The organism is Pseudomonas sp. WS 5010, from assembly GCF_012985565.1.
Lineage (GTDB): Bacteria > Pseudomonadota > Gammaproteobacteria > Pseudomonadales > Pseudomonadaceae > Aquipseudomonas.
On sequence record NZ_JAAQWQ010000004.1, the window covers coordinates 54015 to 71342 of the forward strand.

Here is a 17328-nt window from a genome sequence, read left to right on the forward strand (position 1 = left end):
CTTATCCGATATTCGACAGTTTCAGCAGGTGGCGCAGGTCGTTGAGCAGATCCTTGCCCTTGACCCGCGCGTCATAGCGCAGCACCAGGTTGCCGTGGGGGTCGACGATCCACAGTTGCGCATCGCCCGGCGCGGCAGCGTTTTGCTTGAAGGTCGGCAGGTCCAGGGGCAAACGCTGCAACTGCGGATACTCGGCCTTCAACTTGGCCTCATACTCGGCGCCGACCGGCTGCGCACTGGCCAGGGCATGGCTGGCACGGGACGCATCGCGCCCCAGGCCGATCTGCAGCTGGCGCGCGAGGTAGACCAGTTGCTGGCAATCGGCGGCGCAGGCCGCGGGCGCGGTGACCAGCAATTGCCAGCGGTCCTCGTCGGCCTGCACGCCGATATCGCTGCGGGTCTGTCCATTGCCGATCATTTCGCCATGATCGCTGCGGTTGTCCGGCACCCAGAACTGCCACTTGTACATCAGGGTCGCCAGCACCATCGGGCCGATCACCATCAGCAGGATCAGGATCAGTTGCCAGCGCCCTTTGCTGCGGTTGGGCGCCGCTGGCGTGTCAGACATGTTGAGTGGATTCATGGCCGCTCCCATGGTGCTTCTCCCTTGCGTTGTGCCAGCCGAGGTAGAGGTAAAGGCCCAGTAGCGCCAGCGCCATGGCGAACCACTGCACGGCATACCCCAGGTGTTTTTCCGGGCCCACGGCCACTACTGGCCACTGGGTTTCATAGGTCGCCGGGCCCGCTTCGGCCCGTAGCTCAAAGGCAAAGCCGCTGCGCTCCAGCTCGGCCCACAGCGCCTGCGGGTGCAGCGCCGTCAGCAGGCGTGGCCATTTGGCGGCGGCTGGGTCGGCGTGTAGCTGGAACGTCTCGCCGGGGGCGACATACACCCAGGCGTTGATATTCAAAGACTGGTCGGGGGTGGTGAAAGCGGGCGGCGTGCGCCGGTCCGGCCACGGCAGCCAGCCGCGATTGAGCAACAGCCACTGGCCGCTGGCCTGGTCATGAAAGGGTTGCAGCAACTCGACGCCGGCCTTGCCGTCGCGCATGCGGTTATCCAGCAGCACGCTGTGCGCGGCGTCGAACTGCCCGCGCAACTGCACGCGGCGAAAGGCCGGATCCGCCACCGTCTCCAGTTGCGCAACGCTGATGGGCTGCGCCGCCCGGCGTTCGGCGTAACTCTGGAGCAGTGCCTGTTTTTCCTGACCACGGGACAACTGCCAAAAGCCCAGGAACACCATCAGCGGTAGCAGCACCAGCACCACCAGGGTCGGGGCAATCCCGGGGCGAAAGCGTTTCATGGCGTTACCGCGAAGGTCGATGTTGTGCTGGCTATACTGAATCTCATTGCCCGCCCCTCAAAATAAGAGCCCTGGAGCCTGACCATGCTCAAAGCCGCTATCGCCCTGATGCTGATCGCTACCGTTGTGAGCCTGTTCAGTGGCTTGTTCTTCCTGGTCAAGGACGAGGGCCACTCCAATCGCCTCGTCACCGCCTTGACCGTGCGTGTTGTACTGGCCGTGATCACCCTGGCGCTGATCACCTGGGGGTTCTTCAGCGGCCAGCTGGTTTCCCACGCCCCCTGGTAAGTCGCTACAGCACGTAGACGAAGAAAAACAGACCGATCCACACCACGTCGACAAAGTGCCAATACCAACTGGCCGCCTCGAAACCGAACTGGTGCTCGGCATTGAAATGCCCCTTGAGGATGCGCATCAGCATCACGAACAAAATGATCGTGCCGATGGTCACGTGGGCACCGTGAAAGCCGGTCAGCATGAAGAACGTCGCGCCATACACCCCCGAGCCCAGCGTCAGGCCCAGCTCTTTATAGGCGTGGATATATTCCTCGGCCTGGAACCCGAGAAACGCCAACCCCAGCAACACGGTGATCGCCAGCCAGATCTTCAGCGCGCCGCGATGCCCCTTGCGCAGGGCATGGTGGGCGATGGTGATGGTCACGCTGGAACTCACCAGCAAGATGGTGTTGACCAACGGCAGGCCCCACGGGCTGATGGTGCCTTCCGGCGCCGGGAACAGCTTGGGGTCCGGGTTGTTGAGCAGCGGCCAGGCAAACTCGAAATTGGGCCACAGCATATGGGCAATGCCCTTGGAGCCTTCACCGGCCAGCCACGGCGCCGACATATGCCGCACATAGAACAGCGCACCAAAGAACGCGATAAAAAACATCACCTCGGAAAAGATGAACCAGGTCATGCCCCAGCGGAATGAGCGGTCCATCTGCGCGCTGTACAACCCGGCGCGGCTTTCCTTGATCACCGCGCCAAACCAGCCAAACATCATGTAGGCCAGCAGCAGGCTGCCGACGAAAAAGATCAGCGGGCCGTGGGATTCCGGGCGGGCCGCCTTGAGGTCGTTGAACCACACACCCAGGCCATACACGGTGATCAACAGCCCAAACGTGGCAATTATTGGCCATTTGCTTTGCGCTGGTACGTAGTACGTATCATGAGTCGACATGTATCCGTTCTCCTAATCGAGCCCGCAGGCACGCCTAGCCGCCGGTATGGACAGCCACGGGCGGTTGGCGCGCAGTGATATCGAACAGCGTGTACGCCAGGGTCAAATGCTTCACATCCTTGGGCATGTCGCGATCGACAATGAAGCGCACCGGCATCTCGATGCGCTCTCCCGGCTGCAGCACTTGCTGGGTGAAGCAAAAGCACTCGGTCTTGTGGAAGTACATCGCCGCTTCGGCCGGGGAAATACTCGGGATCGCCTGGGCGGTCATCGGCTTGTCGGTGGGGTTGAAGGCCACGAACACCATCTCGTTGACCGCACCGGGGTGGACCACGATTTCGTCGGCCCTGGAGTGAAATTCCCAGACCATATCGATGGCATTGGTCGACAGGAATTGCACCCGTATCTGACGTGACGGATCGACCACCTGCGAGCCTTCGTACTGCCCGGCGGTCTTGCCATTGATGCCGAACGCCTTGCACATCACGTCGTAGATCGGCACCAGGGCAAAACCGAAGGCGAACATCGCCAACACCAGGATCAGCAGGCGCGTGACCAGGCGGTTGAGAGGGACGGAGTCAGCCATGGCGCCCACCCGGGCGAGCTGGCTTCGCGATGAGGCCCTCAAGCTCTGCAGGGGTCTTGAGGCCGCCATCGCGGGCAAGCCCGCTCCCACAGGGGATCGGGAGTGTTTTCATGACCGGGCTCATTTGACCTCCGGCGGCGTGGTGAAGGTGTGATACGGCGCCGGCGAAGGAATGCTCCACTCCAGCCCTTCGGCGCCATCCCACGGCTTGGCCGGCGCCGGCTTACCGCCCCGGATGCACTTGATCACGATAAACAGGAAGAAGATCTGCGTGGCGCCGAACATAAAGGCGCCAATCGACGACACCATGTTGAAGTCGGCGAACTGCAGGTTGTAGTCCGGCACCCGCCGTGGCATGCCGGCCAGCCCCACGAAGTGCATCGGGAAGAACGCCATGTTCATCCCCACGAACGACAGCCAGAAGTGCAGCTTGCCCAGGGTTTCGTCGTACATATGGCCGGTCCATTTCGGCAGCCAGTAGTAGGCCGAGGCGAAGATCCCGAAGATCGCTCCAGGCACCAGTACGTAATGGAAATGCGCCACCACAAAGTAGGTGTCGTGGTACTGGAAGTCCGCCGGGGCAATCGCCAGCATCAACCCGGAAAAGCCGCCGATGGTGAACAGGATCACAAAGGCCACGGCAAACAGCATGGGCGTCTCGAACGTCAGCGAGCCTTGCCACATGGTGCTGACCCAGTTGAACACCTTGACCCCGGTGGGCACCGCGATCAGCAGGGTGGCGTACATGAAGAACAGCTCGCCCACCAGCGGAATACCCACCACGAACATGTGGTGCGCCCACACGATAAACGACAGGAACGCGATGCTCGCCGTGGCGTAGACCATCGAGGTGTAGCCAAACAGCGGCTTGCGCGAAAAGGTCGGGATGATCGAGCTGACGGCACCGAAGGCCGGCAGGATCATGATGTACACCTCGGGGTGGCCGAAGAACCAGAACACATGCTGGAACAACACCGGGTCACCGCCGCCAGCGGCGCTGAAGAAGCTGGTGCCGAAGTGGATATCCATCAGCATCATGGTCACGCAACCGGCCAGCACCGGCATCACCGCAATCAGCAGGAAGGCGGTGATCAGCCAGGTCCAGACGAACAGCGGCATCTTCATCAGGGTCATGCCCGGTGCGCGCAGGTTGAGGATGGTGGCGACCACGTTGATCGCGCCCATGATCGAGCTGATACCCATCAGGTGGATGGCAAAGATAAAGAACGTCACGCTTTCCGGGGCGTAGGTGGTGGAAAGCGGGGCGTAGAAGGTCCAGCCAAAATTCGGCCCGCCACCGGGGGTGAACAGGGTCGAGACCAGCAGCAGGAACGCCGCCGGCAGCAGCCAGAAGCTGAAGTTGTTCATGCGCGGCAAGGCCATGTCCGGCGCGCCGATCATCAGCGGGATCATCCAGTTGGCCAGGCCGACAAACGCCGGCATCACCGCGCCAAACACCATGATCAAGCCATGCATGGTGGTCATCTGGTTGAAGAACGCCGGCTCGACGATCTGCAAGCCCGGCTGGAACAACTCGGCACGGATCACCATGGCGAACGAGCCGCCGAGCAGGAACATGGCGAAGCTGAACCACAGGTACATGGTCCCGATGTCTTTGTGGTTGGTGGTCAGCACCCAGCGCATCAGGCCCTTGGCGGGACCGTGGGCGTGGTCAGCGGCATGACCGTGGTCATCGATCACAGTGCTCATGGCCGTTCTCCTGCAAGCGGATGGGCGGGGCGGTTCAGGGCATACGCAATGAAGAGGTTCATTTGCTTTCCGCCTGTTTGATGGCCAGCACGTCTTTGGGCGTGACCATGTCGCCTTTGTTGTTGCCCCAGGCGTTACGCTCGTAGGTCACGACCGCCGCAATATCGACTTCCGACAGTTGTTTGCCAAAGGCCGCCATCGCCGTACCGGGCTTACCGTGGTAGACGATGCTCAGGTGGTCTGCCGCCGGTCCAGTGGCGATTTTCGAGCCTTTGAGCGCCGGGAACATCGGCGGTAGGCCCTGGCCTTCGGCCTGGTGACAGGCCACGCAGGTGGTGTGGTAGACCTTGTCGCCACGGGCCACCAGCTCTTCGCGCGTCCATTCTTTAGAGGTCAGCTCCTTGAGCTTGGCGGCTTCCTCCTTGCGCTCGCCGAGCCAGGTTTCGTAGTCGGCCTTGGACTTGACCTCGACCACGATGGGCATGAAGCCGTGATCCTTGCCGCACAGCTCCGCGCACTGGCCACGGTAGATGCCGGGCTTCTCGACCCGGGTCCAGGCCTCGTTGACGAAGCCTGGGATCGCATCGCGCTTGACCGCAAACGCCGGCACCCACCACGAATGGATCACGTCGGCGGCCGTTACCAAAAAGCGCACCTTGGCGCCCACCGGCAGCACCAGCGGTTGGTCGACTTCCAGCAGATAGTGTTCGCCCTTAGTGGCCTGGTTATGGATCTGCTCGGCGGGAGTGGCCAGGTTGCTGAAGAACTCGACGTCCTGGCCCAGGTACTTGTAGTGCCACTTCCACTGGTAGCCGGTGACCTGGATATCGATATCCGATTCACTGCTGTCGTAGATGTTGATCAGGGTCTTGGTCGCCGGAATGGCCATGGCGACGAGGATCAGCAAGGGCACCACCGTCCAGAGAATCTCGACCGTCGTGCTTTCGTGGAACTTGGCCGCCACCTGGCCCGTGGAGCGTCGATGCACAATCATCGACCAGAACATGGCGCCAAACACGATGATGCCGATCACCACACAGATCCAGAAAATGGTCATGTGCAGGTCGAACACGGCGTGACTGACTTCAGTGGCCCCTGGTGCCATATTCACCGTCCAGGCGGCTTGCGCCTGGCTGAATACTGACCACAAGAGTAAGCCCATCCAAACATGTGGATGTCGCGTCATTGCGGGTTCCCCTTATCGTTCTTGTTATCCCGCCGGTTTGCACCTGCGGCCAAGGGGGCGGCTTCCAAACTGCTTACATCCGCCAAGCCTTGCCTGCCTAATGCAGTCGGGCGTCATCAGCTAATTGCGTACAAACCCGAGTATAGACAGCGACTGCGACCCCGCAATGTGTGGGGACAAATCAGTAAAAAGAGACGAACGGCATTGGCCGGCCAGCAGATTCAGGGCCTATCCGACGAACGATGGCATTTCGATATAACAGCGGCGCATAACCATGAAATAATTATGACAAATGCGTCTTAGGGGCTCGTATAAACGAGCTACCTTATGCAATCCCCTTTCCTACGCCCGTATTCCTGGAGCTTTCATGAACACCGCCGCATTGCGCGAGCAGATTTCCCGTGCCCATCAACACGAAGCGTCCACCGGCCAATTGGCTAAACAACTGGACGCACAGTTGCCACACCTGCACTCGGCCATTTCCCTGGCCGACGGTGATCGCAATGCCGTGATGACGCGTTTCGTCACCGCCTACATCGACCAGGTCCCGGACCTGCTGGACGCCGCCAACGACGTGGCCCGGGAAGCCGGGATTGAAAGCCAGATCAAGCCGGTGCTGAAAATCGCCGAGCATTTCTTTCTACAGCCGCCGGCGATCCTGACGGCCCATGAAGGCCTCAACGGCCTGTTGGACGAGGCCTACCTGGCCCACCGACTGGTGGAAGAAGTAAACGATCTGTATATCAAGCATTTCGGCCAGCCGTTGATTCCGGCAGACACCACCGTTGCCAACGTGATTGCCCACCAACTGATCGGCGAAGATTTCGCCAATCAGCTGGATGAAGCCGTGCACCTGGCGGTGGATGAAATGCTCAATGAAGAGAGCTTCGCCCTGGAGTCCGTCGAGGCCTATCGCGAACAGCTCAAGAGCCCGGCAACGGAAGCGGCGTGGAAGCGCTGGCCGTGCCTGTCGCGCCAGTTGGGCGTGGAGTTGGAGCTGGATCAGCCAGCCTGAATTTCCGGCCTGGCGTAGAACAAAGTGTGGGAGCGGGCAAGTCGAATCGTCGCACCGCCGCTCCCACATTTTTTTATCCGGTTTCGTCAGCCCACTGACGGGGCCGAACCAATCCGCGTCGTGGTACGTATCCGCCCTTCCAACCTGCGCTTCAACCCGCGCGCCTCGATCACCAACTTCGAGCCCTTGGCCGCATTGGCCCGCCCCCATTCCTCCAGCAACTCCAGGCACGAGTGATCCACGTAGCTCAGGTTATTGAGCGGCACATGCACCGTGGTCCCCGCCGGCACAGTCGCCAGCACCTGGGTCAATGCGGGCACCTTGAGAAAGGTCGCCGCACCGGTCAATCGCAACTCCATCTCACCGTCCTGGGGCAGGTCGATCAGGCTGACTTTCAACCGTGAAGCCTTCCACGCCAGTTTGACCAGGGTCAGGCCGAAGCCCACCAGCACTCCCGTCAGCAAATCGGTGAAGATGATCGCCAGGGCCGTGGCGGCGTAGGTGAACATCGGCATCCGGCCATAACGCGCCAGGCCACGGAACGCCTTGAGGTCCACCAGCTTGATCCCGGTGTACACCAGCACCCCCGCCAGGCTCGCCACCGGAATACTTTGCAGCACGCTCGACAACAGCAATACGAAGGCCAGTAGCCAAAGGCCGTGGAACATCGCCGACAAGCGCGTGGTTGCCCCCGCCTGGACGTTGGCCGAACTGCGCACGATCACCCCGGTCATGGGCAATGCGCCTACCAGGCCGCATAGCATGTTGCCTACACCCTGGGCGGACAATTCCTTGTCGAAGTCCGAACGCTGACCGTTGTGCATACGGTCCACAGCCGCCGCCGAGAGTAATGTTTCGGCACTGGCGATAAAGGCTACCGCGAAGGCCGCGATCAACAGGTTGGGGTCGGCCAGGTTCAGCAGGTCGCTGGGGCGCAACCAATCAATGGCATCGGCGAGGTTTTCCGGCACCTCCACGCGCTTGACCTGCAAGGCCAGCGCCAGGCTGGTCACAGTCGCCAGGCCCACGCCAAGCAATGCGCCGGGGACAAAACGCAGCTTTTGCGGGCGAAACCGGTCCCACAACCACATCACCAGCATGGTCGCCAAGCCCAGCAGGCCGGCTTGCCAACCGAGCCCGCCACCCAGGCTGGGAATGGCCTGGGCCACTGCGGCGGGGAAGCCCGCGAGGTTATCCAGCCCCGAAGGCTTGGGCGCCCCATCGAGCATCACATGCACTTGCGACAGGACGATCAACACCCCGATCCCCGCCAGCATGCCGTAGACCACCGCCGGCGCCGTCACCCGGAACCAGCAGCCCAGGCGCAGGCGCCCGGCCACCAGTTGCAGGAAACCCGCCAACAGCAGGATCGGCCCGAGCATCAGCATGCCGTGCTGGCGCACCAGTTCGAACACCAACACCGCCAGGCCCGCCGCCGGGCCGCTGACTTGCAGGGGCGAACCGGCCAGCCAGCCCACCACCAGGCCACCGATAATCCCGGTGATCAGGCCCTTGGCCGGTGGCATCCCGGATGCAATGGCGATCCCCATGCACAGGGGCAAGGCCACCAGAAACACCACCACCGAAGCCAACAGCTCCCGTGGCAGCACTGTTTTTAATTGAGCTGCACGCATGATGACTCTCCCGAGGCATTCGCCGGGCGTGGCAAGGCCTGGCTGCATCCATGGCAGCCATCGCATTACCCGGCAGGGGATTGTTTTAGAAGCGCGCTTTGGGCGTCGCCGAAGGGATCGGTCCGGACCCGCTCAGCGGCCGGAACGTGGCCTGGTCCGCATCGTAGGCTTTGATCTCGCTGGTCTCGATGTTGTAGATCCAGCCGTGGATGAACAAATGGCCGTTGGCCATGCGCGAAGCCACAGAGGGGTGGGTGCGCAAGTGTTGCAACTGGGCGATGACGTTTTCTTCGGTCAGCACCTGCATGCTTTCGCCTTCATTGGCGCAATCACAATTGTCCTGGACCATGGTCTTGGCGACCTCGGCGTGGCGCAGCCAGGCTTTGACCGTGGGCATTTTTTCCAGGCTCTGGGGGTTGAGCACGGCCCGCATGGCGCCACAATCGGAGTGGCCGCAGACGATGATGTGCTGCACACCAAGCGCCAGCACCGCGTACTCGATGGCCGTGGACACACCGCCGTTCATCTGCCCGTAAGGCGGCACGACGTTACCCACGTTACGGGTGACGAACAAATCGCCCGGGGAGCTCTGGGTGATCAGTTCCGGAACAATGCGCGAGTCGGCACAGGTGATAAACATCGCCCGTGGGCTCTGGGCCGTGGCGAGTTTCTTGAAGAGCTCTTCCTGCTGGGGAAAGACCTCGTTATGGAAATGCAAAAAGCCATCAACGATGTGCTGCAGCGCTGCATCGGCGGACTCCGCCTCGTGAGGGGCTGAAGCCGACGCAGCCAACGGCTGTTTATCCTTGTCACTCATGATTCATCCTCGTGGTTGGGGCAGGAGAGTCTTGCAGTTGAGGTCGACGCGCGATCACCGGGAAACAACACATGCAAACCACCCAGCCAGCGCCGCCGACCCATCAGTCACTCAATGAACAAGGTACCTGCCGAAACTTAACTCAAACTGAATCAACCGCTCTATCTCGCGGGTTTCAGTGATATCAAAACGCGACCACCCTGGCCGGGAAACCCGCGCATTTGTATCAGTCTACAACAAAGCCAGCTGCCTGCCGGGTGGACAGAATGCACTGCAATCGAGATTGAAGCCCTCCCGCCGGTCAAGCCCCAAGCGCTTGATCGCCTTGGCAAATCGTTGTGCCAGCAGGTCGGCAAACGGTCCTTCACCGCGCATGCGCACACCGAAGCGGCTGTCATAGACTTCGCCACCGCGCACCTGGCGTACCAGGCTCATCACATGGGCCGCCCGTTGCGGGTAATGGGCCGCCAACCACTCCTCGAACAGCGGCGCCACCTCAAGGGGCAGGCGCAGCATCATATAGGCGGCGCTCTGCGCCCCGGCGGCATGGGCCTCGGCGAGCAGGCTTTCCAGTTCGCTGTCGTTGATCATCGGAATCATCGGCGAGCACAGCACGCCTACCGGGATCCCTGCCTCGCGCATCACCCGGATCGCCCGCAGCCGCGCCTTGGGCGCCGCTGCACGAGGTTCCAGGATGCGCTTGAGTTCGTCGTCCAGGCTGGTAAGGCTGATCATCACCGCCACCAGCCGCTGGCGGGCCAGTTCGGTGAGCAGGTCAAGGTCACGCAGGATCAACGAACCCTTGGTCACGATAGTCACCGGGTGGCGATAGCGCAGCAGCACTTGCAGGGTTTGCCGAGTGATCTGGTACTCGCGCTCTATGGGCTGGTACGGGTCCGTGTTGGAGCCCAGGTTGATCGGCGCGCACACATAACCGGGCTTGGACAATTGTTGCTCCAGCACCTGAGCGGCGTTGCTCTTGGCGATCAGCTTGGTTTCAAAATCCAGGCCCGGGGACATGTCCCAATAGGCATGGCTGGGCCGCGCATAACAATAAATGCAACCGTGCTCACACCCCCGGTAAGGGTTGATGGAGCGGTCGAACGGCAGGTCCGGCGAGGTGTTGCGGGTGATGATGGTCTTTGCCGTCTCGATGCGCACTTCGGTGCCCTGGGTCGGCGGCACTTCCTGATACCAGCCGTCATCCTCGGCCACACTCACCGTGGGCGCGAAGCGATTGTGCAGGTTGGTGGCGGTGCCTCGCCCGCGCGGCGGCAGAGGAGTGGACATGAAAACGCCTCGATACTGTTTTTATATACAGTATCGAGACGCAGCGTATCTGACCAGTGCCGTTGGGCGGCAAAGGCAAAATCAGTGACTCGTCACTTGCCCCAGATCGTCGCCCGAGGTGGTGTGTTTATCGCTTTTGCGCAGGTCGGCCACGTCACCAGCCTTCACCGGCGCGCCCTGGTTACCCCAGCTGCCCCGAATAAAACTGACCACATCCGCCACTTCCTGATCCGACAAGCGCCAGGCAAAGGCCGGCATGGTGAATGTAGAAGGCGCTGCGTGTGTGGCCGGCAGGGTTCCACCATTCAACACAATGTTGATCAACGATGTGGCATCCGCCGTCTGCAACACCGGGTTGCCCGCCAGCGCCGGGAACACCCGGGTGTAGCCATGGCCATCGGTGCGATGGCAGGCCGCGCAGTTGTCGATGTACACCGCAGCGCCCGGCTGGCTGTCATCGCCTTTCCATAAAGCCTCGGCCACCTGCTTGTCGTACTGGTGCGGCTGATCCTTGGGATCGACTGCCGGCAGGCTCTTGAGGTAACGGGCGATAGCGGTCAGGTCGTCTTCAGACATGTACTGCATGCTGTGGACTACAACGTCGCTCATGCCGCCAAACACCGCGCTGCGATCACTGCGACCGGTCTTGAGAAACTGCACCAGTTGCTCTTCGCTCCAACTGCCCAGGCCGTCCTTGTGGTCGCCGCGCAGGCTTTTGGCGATCCAGCCTTCCAGGGGCGCACTGCCGGACAGGAACGCCGCACCTTGCGACGCGCTTAGGGCCTTTTCCTGCATGGTCAGGGCCCGCGGGGTATGGCAGGCGCCACAGTGGCCGAGGCCTTCCACCAGGTAGGCGCCACGGCTGATCACCGGGTCGGCATCGGCCGGAGCCTGATAGCCCGCCACCTCGGGCGCAAACATCCAACGCCATGCCGCCAGGGGCCAGCGCATGCTCAAGGGCCAGGGAATATCACTGTCCTGGTTCGCCTGGGCGACCGGTTCCACGCCTTTCATAAAGTACGCATACAGCGCCTGCATGTCGGTTTCGCTGACACGTGCATAAGACGGGTAAGGCATCGCCGGGTAAAGGGTACTACCGCTTTTGGCGACACCATGGCGCACGGCTTTGTCGAAATCTTCAAAGCTGTAGTCCCCCAGGCCGGTTTTGTCCGGGGTGATGTTGGTTGAGTAGATCACGCCGATCGGGGTTTCCATCGCCAGGCCACCGGCAAACGGCTTGCCGCCCTTGGCGGTATGGCAGGCCACGCAGTCACCGGCGCGAGCCAGGTATTCGCCCTGTTTGACCAGATCAGTTTCAGCGGCGCTCACCGAGCAACTGCTGAACAGGGCCAGGGTTGCGATAACAAATGCTTTCATAGTCGTCGCTCCTTATGCCTGAACCAGCGGGCCGGGATTTTTCAGGTACTGCTCGCGTATCGCCCGGGCGGACCAATAGGTCAGCGCCGCCACCAGGCCCGTAGGGTTGTAGCCCAAGCCTTGTGGGAAAGCGGATGCGCCTGGGACAAACACGTTGTGCACATCCCAGCACTGCAGGTAGCGGTTCAACGCGCTGGTCTTCGGGTCGGTACCCATGATCGCGCCACCGTTGAGGTGCGTGGTCTGGTAAGACGCGGTGTTGAAGTGCTCGCCGACCTTCTTGCCGAGTACGGCAATCGCCTTGGGGTTCATCGCTTCGGCGATCTTGCCCATTTTCTCGACCATGAAGCGGTTCATCTTGATGTCGTTTTCCTGCCAGTCGAAGGTCATGCGCAGCAACGGCAGGCCGTAGGCATCACGGTAAACCGGGTCCAGATCGAGGTAGTTGCCCCGGTAGGATTGATGAGCGCCATGGGCGTCCATCGACACTTGGTGGGTGTAGTAATCGGCCGTGGCGCGCTTCCACGCACTGCCCCAGGCCGGCGTGCCCGGTGGGTTGGAGGTACCGGCAATCGGCCGGCTGCCCGCCTGGTTGACCCACATCGGCGAACCGCCGACGAAACCATGGGGGCCATGATCGAAGTTATCGGCGTTGAAGTCGTCCACCGCCACGCCATTGCCGCCAGCGCCGATGAAGTTGTTGGTGTGCACGTCTTTGTCGAAGTAGGCCTTGATGGTGGCCATGTTCTGGTAGGCGAAGTTCTTGCCCACCACCCCTTCGCCCGTGATCGGGTCGTAGGGCTTGCCGATGCCCGAGAGCAGCATCAGGCGCACGTTGTGGAACTGGAAGGCGCCAAGAATCACCAGGTCCGCCGGTTGCTCGATCTCCCGGCCCTGGGCGTCGATATAGGTCACGCCAGTGGCCTTGCGCTTGGTGCTGTCGAGATTGACTTTGAGCACGTGGGAATTTGGCCGCAGTTCAAAGTTCGGCACCTGGCGCAGGGCCGGCAGGATGTTCACGTTGGGCGATGCCTTGGAGTACATGTAGCAGACATACCCGCTGCAAAAACCACAGAAGTTGCACGGCCCCATCTGCGCGCCATAGGGGTTGGTGTAAGGCCCCGAGGTATTGGCCGAAGGCAGGTTGTAGGGCTTGTAGCCCACGGCAGTGGCGGCCTGCTGAAACAGCTGTGCCGAGTAGGTATTTTTCTGCGATTCCAGTGGGAAATGGCTGGAACGATCCGGCGCGTAAGGGTTGCCGCCCTTGCCTTCACCCACCAGTTGGCCCTTCACGGTCCAGGCCTGGCCGGAGGTGCCGAAGACCTTTTCGGCGTAGTCAAAGAACGGTTCCAGTTCTTCGTAGCTGACGCCGAAGTCCTGGATGGTCATGTCCTTGGGAATGAAGTTTTTGCCGTAGCGTTCTTCGTAGTGGCTGCGCATGCGCAGTTCGATAGGGTCCACCCGAAAATGCACGCCCGACCAGTGCAGGCCCGCGCCGCCTACGCCGTTGCCCGGCAGGAAGGCGCCCAACTGACGGTTGGGCAGGGCGATGTCATTCACGCTATGGCGAATGGTCACGGTTTCCTTGGAAATGTCCTGGAACAGCTTTTTGCGCACGCTGTAGGTCAGTTCGTCGATCACTTGTGGGTAATTGCCGTCCGGGTAGGTGTCCTGCATCGGGCCGCGCTCCAGCGCTACCACGTGCAAGCCGGCTTCCGTCAGCTCCTTGGCCATGATCGCGCCAGTCCAGCCAAAGCCGACGATGACTGCATCCACTTTCTTCATGATGGTCGCCACGTTTATGCCCTCTCGCCACGGATGGAAACAGCCGGGAAGGGGTATTGCTCGTTGCGTTCAACCCAATCCATGAAATCGGCGCGGGCGCCGGGGAAGCCGATCATGGTCCAGCCGACCATGCCTTTGTTGCCGCCGTGGATCGGGTCGCAGAAGAACCCTTCCTTGGTGTTTTGCAGCAACAAGTTGAAGAAAATCTTCGGCGGGACCGCAGCGAAATGCTCGCCGGTTTCGGCACCTCCCGCCTCCAGGCGGCGCAGCAAATCATCCTGGGTAGCGCTGTCTTGCCCAGCAAATGTTTTACCGTTGAACGCTTTCGACCAGGCATCCGTGGCAGCAATACCCAGGCGATAGATCTCCTTGGGCACCAGTTTGCTCTGCCAGCCCATCTCGGGCGGTGCGTCGGCGTTGAACGGACCTTGCATGAACCACAGGGCGCCGCTGGCGTAGGGCGTGTTCATCTGCCGGTCGATGTATTCCGGTGCACCGGCTTCCAGGGCACCTGGGCCTTGGGCATCTGCGGGGATCAGGCGCGCGACGGCCGCGTTGATGAAGGCCCATTCCTCAGCGGTGAAGTAACTGGGCTCGTAGGCCTTTTCGCTGGTAGGTGCCTTGGCCGGGCTGGCCTGGACAGGCTCGGGCGTGGCCATCAGCATCGAGCCGCCAAGGCCGGTGCTGGCAACCGTGACCACCGGGATCAAGGTCAAGGATTTGCGCAAAAAGTCACGCCGGGGGTTGTCTCGATCTTGATCAGACATGGTGGCACCTCATCATGTGGTCACGGGTTTGAGCAGTCGCTTCATGGAGCGGCTTGTCGTTGTGGATGTAATCAATGGTTACAAATGATAGCAGGCTAAGGAATGAGAGAACCGTTTCAGCCAGGAAAATCGAGAAATGCGCGCAAAAAAAAGTGGGAGCAGGCTTGTGTAGGAGCTGGCTTGCCTGCGATGCAGACACCTCGGTGTATCAGTGACACCGAGGTGATGCTATCGCTGGCAAGCCAGCTCCTACATGAGCCTGTTCCCACAGGTTGGACGGAGTGAGGTCCGTCAGTCTTTTTTCAGCTTGGGATTAGGGAAGAACTGCACCGCCTGCACCTTGGGGTCCGCCGGCGCTTTCAACGCCGAGGTGTTGACCCGCGTGCCCAATTCCTTGGGCACCGACAAACCCTGGTCGTTGAGCGTGTCGGTATAGCCACAGGCCACGCATTCGCGATGGGGCACGCTGTCTTCGGTCCACATCTTCAACTTGTCCGGCTCGCTGCACGCCGGGCACACGGCGCCGGCGATAAATTGCTTTTTGGTGATCACAGGCCCGTCACTCATGCTGCCGCGTCCTCACTCAGGCCGCTGTGGCGCAAGAGTGCGTCAATCGACGGTGCGCGTCCGCGGAAGTCGACGAACAGCACCATCGGCGCCTGGGAACCGCCACGGGCCAGGATCGCCTCGCGGAACGCCCGGCCAGTTTCGGCATTGAGCACGCCGTCTTCTTCGAACTTGGAGAACGCGTCCGCCGACAATACTTCGGCCCACTTGTAGCTGTAGTACCCCGCCGCGTAACCGCCGGCGAAGATATGCGCGAAGCTGTTGGGGAAGCGGTTATAGGCCGGCGGACGCATCACCGACACCTCGTCGCGCACGCCTTCGAGCACCTGCGCCACGCTGCGGCCATCACCGTGGGTGGCATGCAGTTCAAAGTCGAACAGCGAGAATTCCAGCTGGCGCACCATCATCAGGCCAGACTGGAAGTTCTTCGCCGCGAGCATTTTTTGCAGCAGGTCCTGGGGCAGGGCTTCGCCGCTTTCGTAATGACCGGAAATAAGCGCCAGGCCTTCCGGCTCCCAGCACCAGTTCTCCATGAACTGGCTCGGCAACTCCACCGCATCCCAGGCCACGCCGTTGATGCCGGACACGCCCGCGTGTTCGACGCGGGTCAGCAGGTGGTGCAGGCCGTGACCGAATTCGTGGAACAGGGTGGTGACTTCATCGTGGGTCAGCAGGGCAGGCTTGCCGCTGTCGGCCGGGGTGAAGTTGCACACAAGGTTAGCCACCGGGCTTTGCAGCACACCCTCGGCGGTGCGCCGACGATCCCGCGCGCCGTCCATCCAGGCACCGCCACGCTTGTTGGCGCGGGCATACAGGTCGAAGAAGAAGCGGCCGACGTGCTGGCCGTTTTCCTTGATTTCGAACAGGCGAACATCCGGGTGCCAGGTGTCGAAGCCTTTCTGCTCGGCGATCTCGATGCCATACAGGCGCTGGACGATGGCAAACAGCCCGCCCAGCACTTTGTCGATCGGGAAGTAGGCACGCAGGGCTTCCTGGGACACGCTGTAGCGCTGTTCACGCAGCTTTTCGCCGTAGAAACCGCTGTCCCAGCTTTGCAGGTCGTTGCAGCCTTGTTCGGCGGCGTAGGCCTTGAGCTGTTGCAGGTCCTGGGTGGCGAATGGCTTGCTGCGTTTGGCCAGGTCGCGTAGGAAACTCAGTACCTGGTCGCTGGATTCGGCCATTTTGGTGGCCAGGCTCAGTTCGGAGAAAGAGGCGAAACCGAGCAGTTGGGCCAGTTCCTGACGCAAGTCGAGGATCTGTTCCATCACCGGGCCGTTATCGTTCTGACCGGCATTCGGGCCTTGGTCCGACGCACGGGTGCAGTAGGCCGCGTAGATTTCTTCGCGCAGGGCGCGGTCGTGGGCGTAGGTCATCACCGCGTAGTAGCTGGGGAACTCCAGGCTGATCAGCCAGCCGTCGAGGCCTTTGGCCTGGGCCGCAGCCGCCATTTGCGCCTTGGCCGAGTCGGTCAGGCCGGCCAGGGTGGCTTCGTCGGTGACGTGCTTGGTCCAGGCCTGGGTGGCGTCAAGCAACTGGTTGGAGAACTTGCTGCCCAACTCGGAGAGTTTGCTTTGCACCTCGGCGTAGCGCTTCTGCTGCTCAGACGGCAGGTCGATACCCGACAGGCGGAAGTCGCGCAGTGCGTGCTCCAGAATGGTTTTTTGCGCCACATCGAAACCGGCCGCTTGCGGGCTGTTGGCCAGGGCTTCGAAGGCCTGGAACAGTTCGCGGTTCTGGCCCATCTCGGTGGAATAGGCGCTCAATGCCGGCAGGCAGGCCTCATAGGCCTCACGCAGTTCAGCGCTGTTGCACACGGCATTGAGATGGCTGACCGGGCTCCAGGCGGCGCCCAGGCGGTCGTTGAGTTCATCCATGGCCAGGACCAGGCCGGCCCAGGTCGGATTTTTCCCCTGGCTTTGCAGGATGCCTTCGATGGCGACGCGGTTGTCGGCCAGGATCTGTTCGATGGCCGGTTGGACGTGCTCGGCACGGATCGCCGAGAACGGCGGCAGGTCGTAGGACTGCAAAAGAGGGTTGTTCGCGCTCACGGTTGGCACCTTGGCTGAAGAAACAGGTAAGACAAAGATGGGGCCATCTTAATTACAATCAACGT

The 17328-nt window shown here is 61.4% G+C and carries 16 protein-coding genes; 2 read left to right on the forward strand and 14 right to left on the reverse strand.

What is annotated here, in order from left to right:
• Position 1: 1 nt before the first annotated feature.
• Together HBO11_RS13340 and HBO11_RS13345 are read right to left on the reverse strand one after the other, a co-directional pair.
• Positions 2 to 595, reverse strand: coding sequence for a hypothetical protein (locus tag HBO11_RS13340; protein WP_169954108.1), 594 nt, complete (start codon positions 593 to 595; stop codon positions 2 to 4).
• Positions 561 to 1301, reverse strand: coding sequence for an SURF1 family protein (locus tag HBO11_RS13345; RefSeq protein WP_169954107.1), 741 nt, complete (start codon positions 1299 to 1301; stop codon positions 561 to 563). Before HBO11_RS13345 ends, HBO11_RS13340 begins: the two co-directional genes overlap by 35 nt.
• 84 nt (positions 1302 to 1385) lie before the next feature.
• Between HBO11_RS13345 and HBO11_RS13350 the strand changes: the two genes are divergently transcribed.
• Positions 1386 to 1589: a twin transmembrane helix small protein gene (locus HBO11_RS13350; protein ID WP_017528731.1), complete on the forward strand. Its 204-nt coding sequence runs from the start codon at positions 1386 to 1388 to the stop codon at positions 1587 to 1589.
• A gap of 4 nt (positions 1590 to 1593) precedes the next feature.
• Here HBO11_RS13350 and HBO11_RS13355 read toward each other — a convergent pair whose 3' ends face one another.
• From HBO11_RS13355 to coxB, 4 genes are all read right to left on the reverse strand, one after another.
• Complete coding sequence (locus tag HBO11_RS13355; protein WP_169954106.1) at positions 1594 to 2481, reverse strand: cytochrome c oxidase subunit 3; 888 nt, start codon at positions 2479 to 2481, stop codon at positions 1594 to 1596.
• Between the two features lie 34 nt (positions 2482 to 2515).
• The gene (locus HBO11_RS13360; protein WP_057439257.1) at positions 2516 to 3067 is read right to left on the reverse strand and encodes a cytochrome c oxidase assembly protein; all 552 of its coding nucleotides are present in this window, start codon (positions 3065 to 3067) and stop codon (positions 2516 to 2518) included.
• Positions 3068 to 3187: 120 nt separating this feature from the next.
• A complete protein-coding gene (gene ctaD / locus HBO11_RS13365; RefSeq protein ID WP_038444815.1) occupies positions 3188 to 4777 on the reverse strand; it encodes a cytochrome c oxidase subunit I in 1590 nt (529 codons plus the stop codon).
• Between the two features lie 58 nt (positions 4778 to 4835).
• Positions 4836 to 5963 carry a cytochrome c oxidase subunit II gene (gene coxB, locus HBO11_RS13370; protein ID WP_169954105.1) on the reverse strand — a complete coding sequence of 376 codons (1128 nt, stop codon included), beginning with the start codon at positions 5961 to 5963 and terminating at the stop codon, positions 4836 to 4838.
• Positions 5964 to 6330: 367 nt separating this feature from the next.
• On the opposite strand from coxB, the gene HBO11_RS13375 reads away from it, so the two are divergent.
• Positions 6331 to 6978 carry a hypothetical protein gene (locus HBO11_RS13375; RefSeq protein WP_169954104.1) on the forward strand — a complete coding sequence of 216 codons (648 nt, stop codon included), beginning with the start codon at positions 6331 to 6333 and terminating at the stop codon, positions 6976 to 6978.
• Positions 6979 to 7064: 86 nt separating this feature from the next.
• Here the strand turns inward: HBO11_RS13375 and HBO11_RS13380 are convergent, their stop codons facing one another.
• The 8 genes from HBO11_RS13380 to prlC form a co-directional block, all read right to left on the reverse strand.
• On the reverse strand, positions 7065 to 8612 hold the full coding sequence (locus tag HBO11_RS13380; RefSeq protein WP_169954103.1) for a SulP family inorganic anion transporter: 1548 nt from the start codon (positions 8610 to 8612) through the stop codon (positions 7065 to 7067).
• A gap of 85 nt (positions 8613 to 8697) precedes the next feature.
• Positions 8698 to 9429, reverse strand: coding sequence for a carbonic anhydrase (locus HBO11_RS13385; RefSeq protein ID WP_057957895.1), 732 nt, complete (start codon positions 9427 to 9429; stop codon positions 8698 to 8700).
• Positions 9430 to 9660: 231 nt separating this feature from the next.
• Positions 9661 to 10719, reverse strand: coding sequence for a PA0069 family radical SAM protein (locus HBO11_RS13390; RefSeq protein WP_169954102.1), 1059 nt, complete (start codon positions 10717 to 10719; stop codon positions 9661 to 9663).
• An 81-nt stretch (positions 10720 to 10800) separates the two neighbouring features.
• Positions 10801 to 12096 carry a cytochrome c gene (locus HBO11_RS13395; RefSeq protein WP_169954101.1) on the reverse strand — a complete coding sequence of 432 codons (1296 nt, stop codon included), beginning with the start codon at positions 12094 to 12096 and terminating at the stop codon, positions 10801 to 10803.
• 12 nt (positions 12097 to 12108) lie between these two features.
• Positions 12109 to 13893: a GMC family oxidoreductase gene (locus tag HBO11_RS13400; protein WP_169954100.1), complete on the reverse strand. Its 1785-nt coding sequence runs from the start codon at positions 13891 to 13893 to the stop codon at positions 12109 to 12111.
• A gap of 2 nt (positions 13894 to 13895) precedes the next feature.
• On the reverse strand, positions 13896 to 14648 hold the full coding sequence (locus tag HBO11_RS13405) for a gluconate 2-dehydrogenase subunit 3 family protein (protein WP_169954099.1): 753 nt from the start codon (positions 14646 to 14648) through the stop codon (positions 13896 to 13898).
• Positions 14649 to 14939: 291 nt separating this feature from the next.
• Positions 14940 to 15215: a YheV family putative zinc ribbon protein gene (locus HBO11_RS13410; RefSeq protein WP_029290288.1), complete on the reverse strand. Its 276-nt coding sequence runs from the start codon at positions 15213 to 15215 to the stop codon at positions 14940 to 14942.
• Positions 15212 to 17263 carry an oligopeptidase A gene (gene prlC / locus HBO11_RS13415; RefSeq protein WP_169954098.1) on the reverse strand — a complete coding sequence of 684 codons (2052 nt, stop codon included), beginning with the start codon at positions 17261 to 17263 and terminating at the stop codon, positions 15212 to 15214. The genes HBO11_RS13410 and prlC overlap by 4 nt, the downstream gene beginning before the upstream one ends.
• Positions 17264 to 17328: the final 65 nt, after the last annotated feature.

What these genes read in the sequence shown, in the direction of transcription:
- HBO11_RS13355 (WP_169954106.1), bottom strand. Translation starts at nt 2,481, where the DNA reads ATGTCGACTCATGATACGTACTACGTACCAGCGCAAAGCAAATGGCCA.
- ctaD (WP_038444815.1), bottom strand. Translation starts at nt 4,777, where the DNA reads ATGAGCACTGTGATCGATGACCACGGTCATGCCGCTGACCACGCCCAC.
- HBO11_RS13380 (WP_169954103.1), bottom strand. Translation starts at nt 8,612, where the DNA reads ATGCGTGCAGCTCAATTAAAAACAGTGCTGCCACGGGAGCTGTTGGCT.
- HBO11_RS13350 (WP_017528731.1), top strand. Translation starts at nt 1,386, where the DNA reads ATGCTCAAAGCCGCTATCGCCCTGATGCTGATCGCTACCGTTGTGAGC.
- HBO11_RS13385 (WP_057957895.1), bottom strand. Translation starts at nt 9,429, where the DNA reads ATGAGTGACAAGGATAAACAGCCGTTGGCTGCGTCGGCTTCAGCCCCT.
- HBO11_RS13340 (WP_169954108.1), bottom strand. Translation starts at nt 595, where the DNA reads ATGGGAGCGGCCATGAATCCACTCAACATGTCTGACACGCCAGCGGCG.
- HBO11_RS13360 (WP_057439257.1), bottom strand. Translation starts at nt 3,067, where the DNA reads ATGGCTGACTCCGTCCCTCTCAACCGCCTGGTCACGCGCCTGCTGATC.
- HBO11_RS13390 (WP_169954102.1), bottom strand. Translation starts at nt 10,719, where the DNA reads ATGTCCACTCCTCTGCCGCCGCGCGGGCGAGGCACCGCCACCAACCTG.
- coxB (WP_169954105.1), bottom strand. Translation starts at nt 5,963, where the DNA reads ATGACGCGACATCCACATGTTTGGATGGGCTTACTCTTGTGGTCAGTA.
- HBO11_RS13345 (WP_169954107.1), bottom strand. Translation starts at nt 1,301, where the DNA reads ATGAAACGCTTTCGCCCCGGGATTGCCCCGACCCTGGTGGTGCTGGTG.
- HBO11_RS13375 (WP_169954104.1), top strand. Translation starts at nt 6,331, where the DNA reads ATGAACACCGCCGCATTGCGCGAGCAGATTTCCCGTGCCCATCAACAC.
- HBO11_RS13410 (WP_029290288.1), bottom strand. Translation starts at nt 15,215, where the DNA reads ATGAGTGACGGGCCTGTGATCACCAAAAAGCAATTTATCGCCGGCGCC.
- HBO11_RS13395 (WP_169954101.1), bottom strand. Translation starts at nt 12,096, where the DNA reads ATGAAAGCATTTGTTATCGCAACCCTGGCCCTGTTCAGCAGTTGCTCG.
- HBO11_RS13405 (WP_169954099.1), bottom strand. Translation starts at nt 14,648, where the DNA reads ATGTCTGATCAAGATCGAGACAACCCCCGGCGTGACTTTTTGCGCAAA.